The organism is Desulfosporosinus paludis, assembly GCF_045689965.1.
GTDB lineage: Bacteria > Bacillota > Desulfitobacteriia > Desulfitobacteriales > Desulfitobacteriaceae > Desulfosporosinus > Desulfosporosinus paludis.
This window is the reverse complement of record NZ_CP144211.1, coordinates 2,013,636-2,029,007: the sequence shown is the minus strand read 5'-3', so window position 1 is coordinate 2,029,007 and position 15,372 is coordinate 2,013,636. Positions and strand designations below refer to the sequence as shown.

The following is a 15,372-nucleotide window of genomic DNA, read 5'->3' as shown; positions in this document are numbered from 1 at the left end:
GGTCTTTTTTCGTATTGGCGGAAAAGAATAACTTCATCTAATAAAGAGCGAAGATAGTGTCTGCGCTCTTGTCGAGTTTTGTTTATGTTGCAGGCAATCCTATGACAGTTCCGAGGTATATTACCTCAACTATTCAGGCAAACTGCTAAAAACAAAGTAGATGAGGTAGAGCTAATGAAAAACAAAAAGACCGGTAATAAAAAGGCAATTATTTGGTCAATCATAGGAGTTTTGGTTGTAGCATTAGGGGTTACCCTCTATGCGATGCCTAAAAAGACAAACTATACAGAAGTCAAAGCTACGACCGGTAATTTAGCGACCAATTACAGTTTTTCCGGCAGCATAGAGGCTAAAAATAGGCAGACAGTTTATGCGGATAAGGCTATGCAAATTAAAGACATTAAGGTTCAAGAGGGGCAGAAAGTCTCAACAGATACTGTTTTAATGACCACCGTCATGGGTGAAGAAATAAAACCTCAGATTGCCGGAGAAGTTTCAAATATTGATGCCGATGAAAATGCCCAGATTATGCCTGGTGCAAAGCTAATAGATATCGTCGATTATTCAAATCTGCAGCTGAAAGTACAGGTTGATGAATACGATCTTTCAGCTGTTTCAACGGGCAAGGATGCAACGGTTACCATTCATGCCTTAAATAAAGATGTTAAAGGAAAAATAACGGATGTATCTAAAGAAGGTGACTATACGAATGGTGTAACAACTTTTACGGCTGACGTATCCCTCCCCAATGACAGCAGCCTGCGTGTAGGTATGTCAGCAGAGGCGAAAGTTCTAAATCAAAGTGTTTCCAACGTTGTTCTTTTGCCTATGTCGGCGATACAGTTTGATGCCGGAAATAACCCTTATGTATTGATAAAAGACAGCAACGATTTGCCTAAAACAGTTGGGATAACCCTAGGTCTTAATGATGGTGTGCATGTAGAGGTAAAAAGCGGTGTGAAGGCCAATGATACCATATTAGTTCCGCCGATAGCGAAGGCCACTGGTTTCGGCCCAGGCGCCCAGATGAAGCAAGGCGGCAGCGAAGCTTCTCAAGGAAGCTCAGGGGGTGACAATGGGCAATGAGCGAAATCTTAACGATGCAGGACATTGTCAAATCCTACTCCTTAGATGCTGAAGAGCTTGTGGTACTTAAAAATATTAATTTAAAAATTAACGAAGGAGAGTTTGTCTCGATCTTAGGCCCTTCCGGTTCCGGCAAGTCTACCCTGATGAATATCATTGGCTGTCTCGATGTCCCTACAAGCGGGAAATATATTTTAGCTAAACATGATGTAGAAGATCTCGACGAAAAGGAATTGGCACGCATACGCAATCGAGAAATAGGTTTCGTATTCCAAAGCTTTCAGCTTCTGCAAAGATTAAATGCCCTCGAAAATGTAGAACTGCCCATGATTTATGCCGGAGTATCCCCAGAACATCGCCGAAAAAGAGCCGCTACCATACTCGAACGTGTGGGTCTTGCGGAAAAAATGAACAACTACCCGAACCAGCTTTCCGGTGGACAACAGCAGCGTGTCGCCATAGCCCGTTCAGTTGTGACTGAACCGACGATACTGCTTGCCGATGAGCCGACGGGTGCCCTTGACCAAAAGACTGGTCAACAGATTATGCAGCTTTTTACAGAACTTAATTCTGAAGGAAGAACGATTGTCATGATTACCCATGATGCAACCATCGCCAATTATTCAAACAGGGTTGTGAATATCCTTGATGGGCATTTAAGCGAGGGGGCTGCGAAAGAATGTTGAGAGAATCTATAAAAATGGCCTGGAGTAATATTACTCATAATAAAATGCGTTCCTTTTTAACAGTTCTGGGCGTGTTGATAGGAGTATCTTCAATCATAGCGTTAATTACCATAGTTCAAGGTGCAACGGGGAGCATTACTAGTCAGATATCCTCACTTGGTGCCGATAAAATTACGATTCAAGCGATGGGCACTCGCTTAAAGCAGGGCCTTAGTGAAAACGACTTGGCACAGCTTGCACGGGTTAATAATGTCAGCGGGGTTTCGCCGACAGTTTCGGGTAAGACTTCTATTGTCTGTGACCGTTCAGTAAAAACGGATGTCTCAGTGCAAGGTAAAAACGATGTTTACTTTGAGAAGGAACAGGATCTTTTGGCAAACGGCAGAGGGGTAAATATTCTTGACGTCAACGACAAAAATCAAATTGCCGTACTGGGAAGTGATCTTGTCAAAGAACTGTTTTTTGGGAAGAACCCTCTCGGTCAGCACCTCTTGATTAATGGCAATACGGTTACCATTGTTGGTGTATTAAGAGCAACAAGCAATTCGATCACGGGTTCCACGAACGATATCGTAATTATGCCCTATACTTCTGCGATGAAAACGCTGGGAGTGAGCAGCATTACCAATGTTGATATGTATATGAGCGATTCCAGCAAGTCCGATAGTATTATCAATGACGTGACAACCATTTTAAATTCAGCCTTTAACTACCGAGAAAACACCTTCACTGTGCTCAACATGCAGAATATTATTGATGTTATCGGTAACATCACAGGCATGCTTACGCTTTTGCTTGCAGGGATTGCCTCCATATCTTTGCTTGTGGGTGGAATCGGAATTATGAACATGATGCTTGTCTCTGTTACAGAACGCACGACAGAAATAGGGCTTCGGAAAGCCTTAGGAGCTGAGCCTGCTCAGATCCAATTGCAGTTCCTCATTGAGTCTATTTTTATCTCCCTATTTGGGGGATTGTTAGGATTGATTATAGGGATCGCAGTGGCAATAGCTGCGTCAATCTTAATGGGATTTTCATTTACAATGACTGCTTGGACAATTTTACTGGCCGTTGGTTTTTCGGCAGCGGTAGGGATCATCTTCGGCTTAGCACCGGCAAGAAAAGCGAGCAGACTAAATCCCATCGACGCCTTAAGACACATCTAGAGTAAATGACGATTTAAGAATTATAATACTCCCGAAAAATCAGTTCTGCTCGTGCTTCGGCAGAGAACTCGTTCTAGCCGATAGCGTTCTGAGAACAGGCCTCTTTACAAGCCGGACAGCCGTCGCAATAGTTTAAAACGAGGGGCATCGAGCAAACGCTAGCAACGGCTATTAAAAATTTTGGGCCCCTCTTGTCAGAAACAAGTATCTTTGTTATCATATATTTTGAAGATCAAACATTATAATGATCATACATTATTAAGCTTCGATATTATTACATACTTACTAATTTGAAGGGAGATTCAAAATGACGATCAATGAAGAATTGACGAATGAGCTTTTGACGTTTTTCAATGGGTTTTCTTCCTGGGAAAATTCAATCGTGCGCTCCAGTGAGTTAACAGTTTCAGAGGCACATGCTTTAGAGGTTCTTGGTGAACAGGAAAAAATTAATATGAAAGGATTAGCCCAGAGGTTAGGGGTCACGACAGGAACTACAACAGTAACTGTAGATCGTTTAGAGAAAAAGAATTTAGCTCGTCGGGAATCGACGAAGGAAGATCGCCGCGTCAATCTTATCAGTCTGACTGATATCGGAAAGAAAGTTTTTGAAGAACATCATGACTTCCATTTGCATCTGACTGAGCAGATGACGTCCGTCTTGAATGATGACGAAATCAAACAGTTTTTACACACTCTAAAAAAAATCAACGCCGAAACTTTTTAGAGTACTAATGGTCTCCTGGTAATTCCGTTAACCATGGTTTGAGGGATTCAAGATTGAAGACAAAACAATTAAGTATCTTGTGAAAATATGCATTAAGAGGAGAAATGACATGGCAGCATCATGGAAAGAACTTTGGTCTAGGCACAAGGGTTTGATGACGACGGCTATCAGCCTAGGATTCATTTTCATGGCCTGGTTTTTCGGGAACTATAGTCATAGCGAGCTGGTAGTTCCTTGCTATGTTCTGGCCTATGCCATAGGTGGATATCAAAAGGCTCGAGAAGGGCTGCAAACTTTGTTTCAAGAAAAAGATTTAGATGTCGATTTGCTGATGGTTGTAGCAGCCATTGGCGCCGCCAGTATCGGCTTCTGGAGAGATGGGGCGATCCTGATCGTAATTTTTTCTTTGAGCGGCGCTTTGGAAGGGTATACTCTCGAGCGAACGAATGACGAAATTAAAGCCATCATGAAACTCCGTCCGGAAGAGGCAATTGTTTTAGTAGGAAACAGGGAAAAGCGAGTTCGAGTAGAAGAATTGCAGCAAGGTGACCACCTTCTGGTGAGGCCTGGAGAACGAATTGCCGCAGACGGAGTTGTAAGTAAGGGGTACTCGTCTGTAAATCAGGCCTCGATTACAGGGGAATCGATTCCCATCGACAAATCACCGGGGGATGAGGTTTTTGCCGGAACCATGAATGGTCAAGGAGCCTTAGTTGTCGAAATGACTAAACCTGCAGAGGCAACACTACTTGCTAAAATCATCCACCTTGTCCAAGAGGCGCAAAGTGAAAGACCGCCCAGCCAATTATTTGTGGAGCGTTTTGAACGTGCTTATGCCAAAATTGTCATTGGCAGTGCGATTTTGATTTCATTGTTGCCCCCTTTTCTCTTGGGTTGGTCGTGGAGTGAAACAATTTACAAAGCGATGATCTTTCTTGTCGTTGCCTCACCCTGTGCCTTAGTTTCCTCCATTATGCCTGCCGTTTTATCTGGAATATCCAATGGAGCTCGCAAGGGTATCTTATTTAAAGGAGGGGCCTATCTGGAGACTATCGGTGATGTAAGAGTAGTAGCTTTTGATAAAACTGGAACTCTCACCGAGGGAATCCCAAGAGTTACTCAGGTGATACCCAATCGAACTTATACTGGAAATGAGGTTTTAAGCATTGCCGCTTCATTAGAAACATGGTCAGAACACCCTATTGCTAAGGCTATCATTAACAAGGCCAAAGAGAAGAGTCTTGTCCTGAGTCCGGTCTCGAAACTGGAAACTGTACCGGGGTTGGGGGTACAGGGCATCGTCGAGGGCCAGAACTATCAAATTGGAAAGTTTGATTTAAGCAGAAGACAAAACTTGCCTGAAGAGAAAATGCAAGCTATTTGCGAACTAGAGAAGCGAGGGAATACCATAATCTCAGTTCAAATGGGAAAAGAACATCTTGGTATTTTAGCGGTCCAAGATACTTTACGCCCTCAAGCGAAAGAATCTGTCACAAAACTTAAAAAAATGGGGATTAAGGTTGTGATGTTGACTGGCGATGCTTCTTCAACCGCGCAATTCATGGGTGACCAGGCAGGGGTTGATCAAGTCTATTCCGAACTTCTGCCAGAACATAAAGTAGATATTATCAAGAAATTGGGGGAGCATGGCAAAGTAGCGATGGTTGGAGACGGTGTAAATGATGCCCCGGCTTTGGCCGCTTCATCTGTGGGGATTGCTATGGGAGCTGCCGGAACCGATGTCGCGCTGGAGACTGCCAATGTTGTTTTGATGGCGGACGATATTTCTAAGATCTCCTATGCCATTGCTTTAGGACGCCGTACAGCTGGGGTGGTTAAACAAAATGTGGCTTTTGCCATTGCAGTCATGCTCGCGCTTGTCTTGTCAAACTTTTTGGGGAATATTAACTTGCCTTTAGGGGTTATTGGGCACGAAGGGAGTACCATCATCGTGATTATCAGCGGGCTGCGCTTACTGCGCTTTGCTTAATCTTTTCATTGACCGTTGCCTTAATCCCTGTATAGGACACCCACTTCTTCAAGTGGGTGTTCATGTTCTGCTTACGCCTTAAGGTTGAAAAAACTTTAAGCTGCAGGAGGTTACTAATATTTTTGAGAGGATGAATAGATAGAGGATTATCTCAACTTTTGGCGAACTTTGGCATAGGATGAAAATTTGAAACCGAGGCATTGATCGATTCGGAGGCGGAGTCATCAAGATGATAAATCCTTTTTATATTTTGGTGGGCAGTGTTATTTTCTTGATTTATGGAGGACTCAATGTTTATATAGGTTGGCGTGGTTGGCAAGCCCTGTTTAGCTATGTTTCTTTCCTAAGTCCCAAAGTATATTGGACCATTTTTGGGCTGTTATCCTTGTCCTATTTATTCAGTCGGTTTAGCCAAAAATTTTTGCCGACAGCATTATTTGAAGGAATAACCCTAGTTGGAGCTTATTGGCTGGCATTCATGTGGTATTTTTTATTAACTATCACCATGCTTGACCTTTTGAGATTGCTTGACCGTTTTCTCCGACTCGTACCGTTGGAAACAAAACAGAGCTTAAATCCTGCCTTAGGATTTATCGTTTTGATATTGGTTGTTGGTATTGTCGGTTACGGGGCATGGAATGCCCGTCATCCTCGAGTGAATCATTATGACCTGTCAATTCCTAAACAAGCCGGATCACTGAAGCAGCTGCATGTTGTTATGGTTTCAGACATCCATTTAGGGACGATTATTCATAATGATCGTCTTACAAAAATGGTTAATATGGTTAATCAACTAAACCCTGATTTGGTCTTGTTTGCTGGGGATGTGTTCGACGAAAATATTGAATCGTCCAATAAGCAAGATGTATCCGATAGCTTTCGCCAACTAAGGGCTCCCTACGGTGTTTATGCGGTCTTGGGCAACCATGAGTACATTGGGGGAACGCCGAGGAAGCCATTAAATATTTAGATGCGGCGGGGGTAAGGGTACTGCGAGACAGTTCTCAGGAGATCGCTGGGAGTTTCTATCTAATCGGGCGGGATGATCTGTCCAGTGAGCGTGTCAACAGAGTCAAAAGAAAAAGCTTAGCAACATTAATGCAAGGGGTAGATCATTCATTGCCGATCATTCTCATGGATCATCAACCTTCCCATCTAGAAGAACCTGTTGGACAAGGAGTGGATTTGCAATTGTCCGGACATACTCACGCAGGACAATTATTCCCGATAAGACTTATTACGAGTCGTATTTTCGAAGATGACTGGGGTTATTTACGCAAGGGGAACTTCCAACTCATCGTTTCCTCAGGTTATGGAACCTGGGGGCCGCCAATTCGGGTGGGCAATACTCCGGAAATTGTCGATATTACGATGACGTTTAATCATTAGTGAGTAGGTTAATTATTTCTTGGGGAGCATCCCTGAGCTTTGTAAGAATAAAAGCAGGGGGAGCATTATCAAAATGCTCCCCCTGCTTTATTATTACCGTTTGGCCTTTACTTGAGGGCTTCGGCGACGGTCCTGCCAAATTCCTGACACTTTATGAGGCTCTCGTCATCGGGGTTCCAAGTAACTTTTAGCCCATCGTTTAACAACGCAAACCCACCGTGTTCTAATTCAGTGGAAATAAGTTTATTGCCTTCACCACTCCAACCATAGCTTCCAAAAGCAGCCGCTTTTTTATTCTTAAAAGATAATCCTTTGATCATTTCCAGAATTCCAGCGATGGCAAACGATATTCCTTTATTGATCGTGGGTGAACCTACAAGGATTGCCTTGGATTTAAAGACTTCGGTAATGATGTCGTTTTTATCCGAATGAGTGGAATTTGAATTAAATAATTTTACAGTAACATCGGGATCGCTTTGTTTAATTCCTGCGGCAATATTTTCAGCCATTTGACGGGTGCTGTTCCACATTGTATCGTAGATGATTGAAATTTGATTTTCTTGGTAACTCTTCGCCCACGACATGTATTTGTCGACCATTTGCAAAGGTCTGTCCCTCCAAATAAGGCCATGACTTGGACAAATCATGTCAATGGGCAGATTTAAGCTCAAGATTTCTGCGATTTTCTTCTCAACAAAGTTACTGAATGGAGTTAAGATATTAGCATAATACTTAAGGGCTTCGTGATACAGCTCAGCTTGATCTACTAAGTCATTAAACATATGCTCTGAAGCTAGGTGCTGACCAAAACCGTCATTGCTGAAAAGGATATTGTCGCCAGTTAAATAAGTAAACATCGTGTCCGGCCAATGGAGCATTCTTGCCTCAATAAAAATAAACTCTTTAGATCCGAGGCTTAATTTATCCCCCGTTTTAACAGGGATGAAATTCCATTCTTGATGGTATTGACCTTTTAAAGATTTAATGGCATTAGCGGTACAATAAATAGGAGTATTGGGTATCTCTTTCATTAATTCGGGTAAAGCTCCACTGTGGTCGGGTTCGCCGTGATTAGCAATAATATAATCGATTGTATTTAAATCAATTTCTTTTTTCAAATTAGCAACAAACTCTTTGGCAAAAGGAGTCCAAACGCAATCGATCAAAGCTGTTTTAGTGTCGCGAACTAAGTAAGAATTATAACTGGAACCTCGGTGTGTAGAGAGCTCATCACCGTGAAACTTTTTCAACTCCCAATCGATTTTTCCCACATATTTGACACTCTTGTTAATTTCAAAACTCATGATTTATCCCTCCTAAAATTACTTGTATAAGTGATAATTAAATTTTAAGGCTGTTTTGCGAAAGATCAGATTGTGTTTGAGGTATTATGGAGCTGTTCGCTAAAACGATGCGATTGCGACCTGTTTGTTTTGCCTGATAAAGGGCTTGGTCAGCAGCTTCAATCAAACGTTCTGGTGAAGAGGCAGAAGAAGCATATTGAAAAGCTACACCAACACTAATCGTTACCATAGGTGAGACAGAGGAAAAGAGATGGGGTATTTCCAAACCTTCCACATTAGCGCGTAAAACTTCGGCGACTTTCTCTGCACCAGCAATGTCCGTATTAGGCAAAACAACAACAAATTCCTCTCCGCCGTATCGAGCAAGGAGATCTCCTTGCCGCTTCAATGATTCCTTCAAGCCAGATGCCACTTTCTTCAGACAGTCATCTCCTTGAAGATGTCCATAATGATCATTATAAGCCTTAAAGAAGTCAATGTCACACATTATCAAAGCAAGGGGTTCTGATTTTCGGCTGGCTAAGGACCAGAGTTGGGTTAGAGATTGATCAAATTGACGGCGATTGGCTATGCCGGTTAAACCGTCTATGGAAGAAAGATAACTCAATTCTTGATTAGCTTGCTCCAATTGGGCTCTTTCAGTCAGCAAAGTATTTATCAAAGGTCGGAAGATATAAACCCCAAGAAAGATAATCGTAAGAAGAATAATCACCCCGCTTGCAGAGTTGAGTAGTTGAAGATGCTGGATTTTATCTTCGCTCTCCTTTTGATATTGATTTACAATCGTATTGAGCTTTTCCAATAAGGTTTCATTATTTTGAAGAAGGTAGTTAAAATGAGGATTATTAGGGGTAAGCAGCGATGAAGGCTCTTTGGCAAGAGCAAAGGCTTCTGAGGTAAAATGTTCGAAGTCTGTTTCTAAATTGAATGGCGGATCAAAATATAGAAGTTTCATGACTGGAGATAAACGTCGCGGCTCATCAGGAGTACTCTCGATCAATCGTTGATTATTACTTTGAATTTGCTCAACGATGCGCAGTAAATCATGTCTCAAAGAATCCTGTTCAGCTGGAGTTTTACTGTAAATAAGTTCAACACTAAGAAGGGATGCCTCTTGAGACAGCCATCGTTGGCTTCCGCTTAAGTTAATCAGTTGAGCGCTGTCTCTCTGAGTCAAGATGACCTGATGTAGGGTAATAAAGATTGCGAGAGTAAGTAAAGCAACTAAACTAAGGGCTAAAACGTAGGTGATTGTTAGTCTAGACAGGGAACGAATTTTCATTCAATAGTCCTCCACCCTTACGTTCTCGCTTAACATTAAATGTAAGTTATTATTTGATATTCGCGCAGATGACTTTATCCTTCTATATAAACCAATAATAATCCTGCTCAAACGACAATTAAGTTTTAACCTTTATTTATGTATATAAGTTTTTACGATCCAATAAACAAATAACAGCAATAAAGAACGTGAATTTTTAGGCTGTAACATTCAGTATCATTTTATTTTTGATGACTATTGACAAAAATTAATTTATATGATATAATAAATGATTTTAATATTGACTTGAAGTGAATTGTATGATACTTTAGATGAAAAAATGACCATAAAATTTGAATCTATCACCAGGCCGAGAATCCCATAAAAAAATTTATGTTTTACAGTTAGGTGGTTTAACATATGGAAAGTTTACCATGCCAGGGATGCAGGGGTTTGTGCTGTGGACCTGTTCCGATTACAACGAAAGAGCTTGAAACAATAAAACAGGAAATTCAATGTATGCCTTATAATAAAAGGTTAGAACTGGAAAATCAGCATAGGTATTTCGGAACCTGCATTTTCTATGATCTTGATAAGGATATCTGCGGTGTTCATAGAGTAAGACCGTCTATCTGCCGTGCCTTTGGACATTATAATAATTTAATCTGTTTTAAAAAACCAGAAGCTTCCACGGAGTTAAATTGGACTGTCACAGAAGATCCAGTGGGTATTCTATCTGTAGACTTTACTTGGATGGATTTTTAAATAATATAAAGTTGTCTATGAAGAGTTGGGCTATCACGTTACTCTTATCAAGACGAGTAATTTTTACGGATCTAAGACATCTTACGTTATAAGGGTTGTCTAATGTCTTACCAAAAGTCTTACTGGAGGATGAATCATGACAAGAGAGGGAAGAAGTCTGGCTGAAAATGTTGCAGAAGACATTTTGGCGATGATTACCATTGACAAAAAATTTATCATAGGAGATAAGCTCCCCAACGAAAACGAACTTTCCGCTGATTTGCAAGTCAGCCGCACTACATTACGAGAAGCCATTCGTATTTTAGTTGCCCATAATGTCCTGGAAATTCAGCGAGGCAAAGGCACCTATGTAAAGAATAACCGCGAGTTAGACGAGAAGCTTGGCTTTAAAGAGCTTTCGACGTTTAACCTGAACATCAAGGATTTGTACGAAATGCGTCTGATTTTTGAGCCGCAATCTGCTTATTACGCTGCAAAACGTGCTTCAGATAAGGAACTTGAGCGTATTTTGTATTATGGCAGGCAAGAAGAAGAGCAGATTATTAAGAAAGAAGATAGAATTGAAGTTGAACAGGCCTTTCATCAATCGATTGCCAAAGCAACCCATAACGAGTTCATGAATCAGCTGATGCCTATCCTTTACCAAGCAATTGACAAGGGAGTTCCTTTATCGGACACAAATGAAGAGATGATCCAGAATACTTTAAGAGATCATCGAATGATCATGGAATTTTTGGCAAAACGAGACGCTGAGGGGGCAAAAACTGCTATGAAGCTGCATATTCTTCATGCCATGAGAGGTTTCGGATTTTCAGAAGAATAATCATTAGGTACATATGCTAAAACTAAAAAACATTTCGCCATGAAGTAGTATTTCGCTGATGGACATTAGACATCATGCAATATATAATGAGATTATACAACTCATATAAAAGAGGTGTTCGAAAATGAATAGTGATGCAGTAACTAAGACCGTACCGCATCGAGCATTGTTACATGCTCTGGGTTTAACCAATGAAGAAATAGAAAGACCGTTGATCGGCATTGTCAGCTCTAAAAACGACATCGTTCCAGGTCATATGAATTTGGATAAAATTGTAGATGCAGTTAAACTAGGTATAGCTATGGCTGGGGGAACTCCACTCGTCTTTCCGGCAATTGCCGTATGTGACGGACTTGCCATGGGACATCAAGGAATGAAGTATTCGCTTATCACACGAGAACTCATTGCCGATTCTACGGAAGCTATGGCCTTAGCGCATGCTTTTGACGCTCTGGTCATGGTTCCAAACTGTGATAAGAATGTTCCTGGATTGTTAATGGCCGCAGCACGTCTAAATATTCCAGCCATTTTTGTTAGTGGCGGGCCAATGCTGGCAGGTATTGTAGATGGGCAGAAAACAAGCTTTTCTAGTGTATCGGAGGCTGTCAGCGAATTCCAAGCGGGGAAAATTACTAAGGAAAAATTGCTGGAATATGAAAACAAAGCCTGCCCTACCTGCGGTTCCTGTTCAGGTATGTATACAGCTAACAGCATGAACTGCCTGACAGAGGTCTTGGGAATGGGGCTGCGAGGCAATGGTACGATCCCGGCTGTTTATTCCGAAAGAATTCAGCTTGCCAAGTATGCTGGTATGCAGATTATGGAGCTTCTGAAAAAGGATATTCGGCCAAGAGATATTCTGACTGAAGATGCCTTTAAAAATGCTCTGACTCTGGATATGGCTTTGGGCTGCAGTACCAACAGTATGCTCCACCTTCCCGCGATTGCCCATGAATGCGGGATTGAATTAGATCTTGATATTGCCAATGAAATCAGCGACAGAACGCCGAATCTCTGCCATCTGGCACCTGCCGGACACACCTACATTGAAGAACTTAATGAAGCAGGCGGCATCTATGCGGTAATGAATGAAGTCAATAAATTAGGATTAATCAAAACTGATTTGCTGACCTGTACCGGCAAAACTGTCGGAGAAAATATTGCCGGCTGCGTCAATAAAAATACGGAAGTTATCAGGCTAGCAGAGAACCCTTACAGCAAGACAGGGGGAATTGCTGTCTTAAAAGGGAACCTGGCTCCTGATTCCTGTGTCGTTAAACGTTCTGCCGTTGCCCCTGAAATGCTGAAACATGAAGGTCCCGCGAAAGTATTTGATTGTGAAGAAGATGCTATGCAGGCCATTAATTCCGGCAAAATTGTCGCTGGAGACGTTATAGTGATCCGTTATGAAGGTCCTAAGGGCGGGCCTGGTATGAGGGAAATGTTAAATCCTACCTCGGCCATTATGGGAAGCGGACTAGGAGAGAGTGTCGCTCTGATTACCGATGGGCGATTCAGTGGCGCTACCAGAGGTGCATCAATTGGTCATGTTTCACCTGAAGCCGCTGTAGGAGGTAACATCGCCTTAATTGAGGATGGAGACATCATCCAAATTGACATTATGGCCAATAAGATCAACGTTGCCCTAAGTGATGCTGAACTTGAACAACGCCGAGCGAAATGGGAACCCAGAAAGCCCAAGATTACAACGGGTTTTCTTGCCCGGTATGCGGGAATGGTTACCTCAGGGAACAGGGGCGCCATTTTAGAAGTTAATCAATAAAAATATCAAAGCAACCAACAGACGCCTAACAGTTTGTTGGTTGTTTTTTCATTTCAATTTTTAAAGATCTGATTTTATTGTTTAAGGACATGTATAGTTATCGCATTAATCGTTAGTTGGCTAGGCTTTAATGTATCTTTTTTAGTGAATTTTTAGATTTTTTATTGTAGGATGTTGAAGAAAAGTGTAATCTTTAATTGATTCTTGGCCTAAAAGTATGTACGATAAGATATATTTAAGGCAAAGCCCGTTAAATAGGGGGTACACTAATGGAAGTTGACAAGAGGATTAAGTTGGAACAAGTTTTTCACGCGCTTAACGCAGGTGTCCTTGTCATCGACGACCAAGATGTTATCAGTTTTTGCAATCCTTTAGCCGAGAACATAATAGGATTAGAGATGAAAGATATTCTCGACCATAAGCTCACAGAGATTATCCCTAATTCGCAATTGCACAAGGTTGTTCAGGAAGAGACTGTGAACTCCGATCAATTGTTGATTGGAGAACGGATGGTTATAACGAGTCACTCTCCAATTGTTCAAGATGATAAAGTAATTGGTGCAGTTGCGGTTTTCCAGGATGGGAGTGAACTGCAACAACTCGTATCTCACTTGGATGAAACCAAAATCAGTCTAACGGGTCTCGAAAATATTTTCGAACAAGCTTATGATGGAGTTATGGTGGTGGACAGTCAGGGAGTCATCACCCGGATAACTAAGACCTACTGCCGTTTTCTGAATATCGAACAAGAAGAGGCGATCGGTCGTCATTGCACAGAGATTCTCCCTACAAGCCGTATGCATATTGTTGCCCAAACGGGACAAGCGGAAATTGGCGAAGTTATGGACATCAATGGAAAAGAAGCTATGGTGATGCGCCTTCCTCTGAGAGAAAATGGACAATTGATCGGTGCCGTGGGGAAAGTTATGTTCCGAGATGTACAGGACTTACGTACGTTGGCAGAGAAACTGGATTTGTTGGAGAACAAACTTAAGTTTTACGAGAAAGAATTAAAACACTATCAGAAATTTCGTTATACCTTCAGCAGTATCATCGGTGATAGCCCAGCGATCTTAAAGGCTAAAGCTTTAGCGGAAAAGGCTGCTTTAGGAAAATCAACGGTTCTGTTGCGTGGCGAAAGCGGGACTGGTAAGGAGCTTTTCGCACATGCAATCCATGCAGCAGGGTTACGTCACGGTCAACCCTTTGTACGAGTAAATTGTGGCGCCATCCCGGCCGAACTATTGGAAGCTGAACTTTTCGGTTATGAAGAAGGCGCATTTACGGGAGCCAAAAAAGGAGGAAAACCTGGGAAATTCGAGTTGGCCAATAGAGGGACAATTTTTTTAGATGAGATAGGGGATCTGCCTCTTGGTATGCAAGCAAAAGTGCTGCGAGTTTTGCAGGAAAAAGAAGTAGAGCGCGTGGGCAGTAATCGGCTGCAACAACTAGACATTAGAGTTATCGCTGCCACCCATCGAGATCTGGAAAAAATGATGAGTGCAGGAGAATTTCGCCGCGATCTTTATTACCGTTTAAATGTTTTTACCGTGACGATTCCCCCTCTTAGAGAACGAGAAAAAGATGTTTTGCTTTTAAGTGAACATCTTTTAGCTAAATTCCAAAGGGAGCTGGGGTCTACTTTAAAGAGATTGGACCGTTGGGTTGTTGAATTGTTTCAACTCTATGCTTGGCCCGGAAATGTTCGTGAACTTCAAAATGCGATCGAAAGAGCCATCAATGTAGCTGAAGACGAAGCTATTCACCTGGAAGATCTCCCTCTCTATCTTCAAGACCTCGAAGGGAGACGAGCAAATACGTCCCTTCAGCCTTTGGCCTTGGAGCTTGCCAGCGCGGAGAGAAGGGCAATACTCAAGGCCTTGAAAACTGCCAATGGTAATAAATCAAAAGCGGCAGAGTATTTAGGAATTCATCGTACGAATCTTTATCGCAAAATGGAGAAGTTTGGCTTGGCTGGAGCTAATGACGAAGGATTAGTGTAGTCCCTTCACAGCATATCCAGTTGAGCCGGACTTCTCTCGCGCAGCGGCAAAGGGGCTGTATTATTGTTCATAAGATAATGAGTATGCTTAAAATCCCCGGAGGCTTTGGTCCCCGGGGATTTTGCTATTTGTATCCCGGGGCGATGAGCAGCATCTCACAGTATGTGTAGCGTTATTGCTACGCGTAGCAATAACGCTACACATGACTGAAAAGCGAGAAAATTAAGAGTTATAGTTCTGTTCAACCGGCACAGTGTTGCAACTTAGCTACATAAGGATCAACATTTCCTTTTGAAAGATTTAGGGTAAACATTGGAGAACGTAAGCCTTTAGGCTGTTTTCGGTGTTTGGCATAGATATTGCTTATTTCATTGTAGTGCGTTGATTTC

The 15,372-nt window shown here is 42.0% G+C and carries 13 protein-coding genes; 11 read left to right on the top strand and 2 right to left on the bottom strand.

Annotated elements, in window-relative coordinates:
- The first annotated feature begins 174 nt into the window (after positions 1-174).
- From VZF35_RS10245 to VZF35_RS10215, 7 genes are all read left to right on the top strand, one after another.
- Positions 175-1,086: an efflux RND transporter periplasmic adaptor subunit gene (locus VZF35_RS10245; RefSeq protein ID WP_407313318.1), complete on the top strand. Its 912-nt coding sequence runs from the start codon at positions 175-177 to the stop codon at positions 1,084-1,086.
- The gene (locus VZF35_RS10240; RefSeq protein ID WP_407313316.1) at positions 1,083-1,772 is read left to right on the top strand and encodes an ABC transporter ATP-binding protein; all 690 of its coding nucleotides are present in this window, start codon (positions 1,083-1,085) and stop codon (positions 1,770-1,772) included. Before VZF35_RS10245 ends, VZF35_RS10240 begins: the two co-directional genes overlap by 4 nt.
- A complete protein-coding gene (locus VZF35_RS10235; protein ID WP_407313314.1) occupies positions 1,766-2,938 on the top strand; it encodes an ABC transporter permease in 1,173 nt (390 codons plus the stop codon). Before VZF35_RS10240 ends, VZF35_RS10235 begins: the two co-directional genes overlap by 7 nt.
- 307 nt (positions 2,939-3,245) lie before the next feature.
- Positions 3,246-3,665 (top strand): MarR family winged helix-turn-helix transcriptional regulator, encoded by a 420-nt coding sequence (locus VZF35_RS10230; RefSeq protein ID WP_407313312.1) that lies wholly within the window; start codon positions 3,246-3,248, stop codon positions 3,663-3,665.
- A gap of 109 nt (positions 3,666-3,774) precedes the next feature.
- Positions 3,775-5,655 carry a heavy metal translocating P-type ATPase gene (locus tag VZF35_RS10225; RefSeq protein WP_407313310.1) on the top strand — a complete coding sequence of 627 codons (1,881 nt, stop codon included), beginning with the start codon at positions 3,775-3,777 and terminating at the stop codon, positions 5,653-5,655.
- A 229-nt stretch (positions 5,656-5,884) separates the two neighbouring features.
- The gene (locus tag VZF35_RS10220; RefSeq protein ID WP_407313308.1) at positions 5,885-6,625 is read left to right on the top strand and encodes a metallophosphoesterase; all 741 of its coding nucleotides are present in this window, start codon (positions 5,885-5,887) and stop codon (positions 6,623-6,625) included.
- Positions 6,626-6,753: 128 nt separating this feature from the next.
- Positions 6,754-7,044 carry a hypothetical protein gene (locus VZF35_RS10215; RefSeq protein WP_407313306.1) on the top strand — a complete coding sequence of 97 codons (291 nt, stop codon included), beginning with the start codon at positions 6,754-6,756 and terminating at the stop codon, positions 7,042-7,044.
- Positions 7,045-7,151: 107 nt separating this feature from the next.
- On the opposite strand, the gene VZF35_RS10210 is transcribed toward VZF35_RS10215, so the two are convergent.
- Together VZF35_RS10210 and VZF35_RS10205 are read right to left on the bottom strand one after the other, a co-directional pair.
- Positions 7,152-8,348 (bottom strand): anaerobic nitric oxide reductase flavorubredoxin, encoded by a 1,197-nt coding sequence (locus VZF35_RS10210; RefSeq protein WP_407313304.1) that lies wholly within the window; start codon positions 8,346-8,348, stop codon positions 7,152-7,154.
- 37 nt (positions 8,349-8,385) lie between these two features.
- Positions 8,386-9,630: a GGDEF domain-containing protein gene (locus tag VZF35_RS10205; protein ID WP_407313302.1), complete on the bottom strand. Its 1,245-nt coding sequence runs from the start codon at positions 9,628-9,630 to the stop codon at positions 8,386-8,388.
- A 399-nt stretch (positions 9,631-10,029) separates the two neighbouring features.
- Between VZF35_RS10205 and VZF35_RS10200 the strand changes: the two genes are divergently transcribed.
- The 4 genes from VZF35_RS10200 to VZF35_RS10185 all read left to right on the top strand — a co-directional run bounded on the left by VZF35_RS10200 (position 10,030) and on the right by VZF35_RS10185 (position 14,983).
- Positions 10,030-10,374, top strand: a complete 345-nt coding sequence (locus VZF35_RS10200) for a YkgJ family cysteine cluster protein (protein ID WP_407313300.1) — start codon at positions 10,030-10,032, stop codon at positions 10,372-10,374.
- A gap of 136 nt (positions 10,375-10,510) precedes the next feature.
- On the top strand, positions 10,511-11,197 hold the full coding sequence (locus tag VZF35_RS10195) for a FadR/GntR family transcriptional regulator (RefSeq protein WP_407313298.1): 687 nt from the start codon (positions 10,511-10,513) through the stop codon (positions 11,195-11,197).
- A 124-nt stretch (positions 11,198-11,321) separates the two neighbouring features.
- Positions 11,322-12,980, top strand: a complete 1,659-nt coding sequence (gene ilvD, locus VZF35_RS10190) for a dihydroxy-acid dehydratase (protein WP_407313296.1) — start codon at positions 11,322-11,324, stop codon at positions 12,978-12,980.
- A 269-nt stretch (positions 12,981-13,249) separates the two neighbouring features.
- A complete protein-coding gene (locus VZF35_RS10185; protein ID WP_407313295.1) occupies positions 13,250-14,983 on the top strand; it encodes a sigma 54-interacting transcriptional regulator in 1,734 nt (577 codons plus the stop codon).
- Positions 14,984-15,372: the final 389 nt, after the last annotated feature.

Bases quoted from the DNA above. Each gene is read 5' to 3' on its own strand.
- VZF35_RS10245 (WP_407313318.1), top strand. From the start codon at position 175: ATGAAAAACAAAAAGACCGGTAATAAAAAGGCAATTATTTGGTCAATC.
- VZF35_RS10240 (WP_407313316.1), top strand. From the start codon at position 1,083: ATGAGCGAAATCTTAACGATGCAGGACATTGTCAAATCCTACTCCTTA.
- VZF35_RS10235 (WP_407313314.1), top strand. From the start codon at position 1,766: ATGTTGAGAGAATCTATAAAAATGGCCTGGAGTAATATTACTCATAAT.
- VZF35_RS10230 (WP_407313312.1), top strand. From the start codon at position 3,246: ATGACGATCAATGAAGAATTGACGAATGAGCTTTTGACGTTTTTCAAT.
- VZF35_RS10225 (WP_407313310.1), top strand. From the start codon at position 3,775: ATGGCAGCATCATGGAAAGAACTTTGGTCTAGGCACAAGGGTTTGATG.
- VZF35_RS10220 (WP_407313308.1), top strand. From the start codon at position 5,885: ATGATAAATCCTTTTTATATTTTGGTGGGCAGTGTTATTTTCTTGATT.
- VZF35_RS10215 (WP_407313306.1), top strand. From the start codon at position 6,754: ATGCAAGGGGTAGATCATTCATTGCCGATCATTCTCATGGATCATCAA.
- VZF35_RS10210 (WP_407313304.1), bottom strand. From the start codon at position 8,348: ATGAGTTTTGAAATTAACAAGAGTGTCAAATATGTGGGAAAAATCGAT.
- VZF35_RS10205 (WP_407313302.1), bottom strand. From the start codon at position 9,630: ATGAAAATTCGTTCCCTGTCTAGACTAACAATCACCTACGTTTTAGCC.
- VZF35_RS10200 (WP_407313300.1), top strand. From the start codon at position 10,030: ATGGAAAGTTTACCATGCCAGGGATGCAGGGGTTTGTGCTGTGGACCT.
- VZF35_RS10195 (WP_407313298.1), top strand. From the start codon at position 10,511: ATGACAAGAGAGGGAAGAAGTCTGGCTGAAAATGTTGCAGAAGACATT.
- ilvD (WP_407313296.1), top strand. From the start codon at position 11,322: ATGAATAGTGATGCAGTAACTAAGACCGTACCGCATCGAGCATTGTTA.
- VZF35_RS10185 (WP_407313295.1), top strand. From the start codon at position 13,250: ATGGAAGTTGACAAGAGGATTAAGTTGGAACAAGTTTTTCACGCGCTT.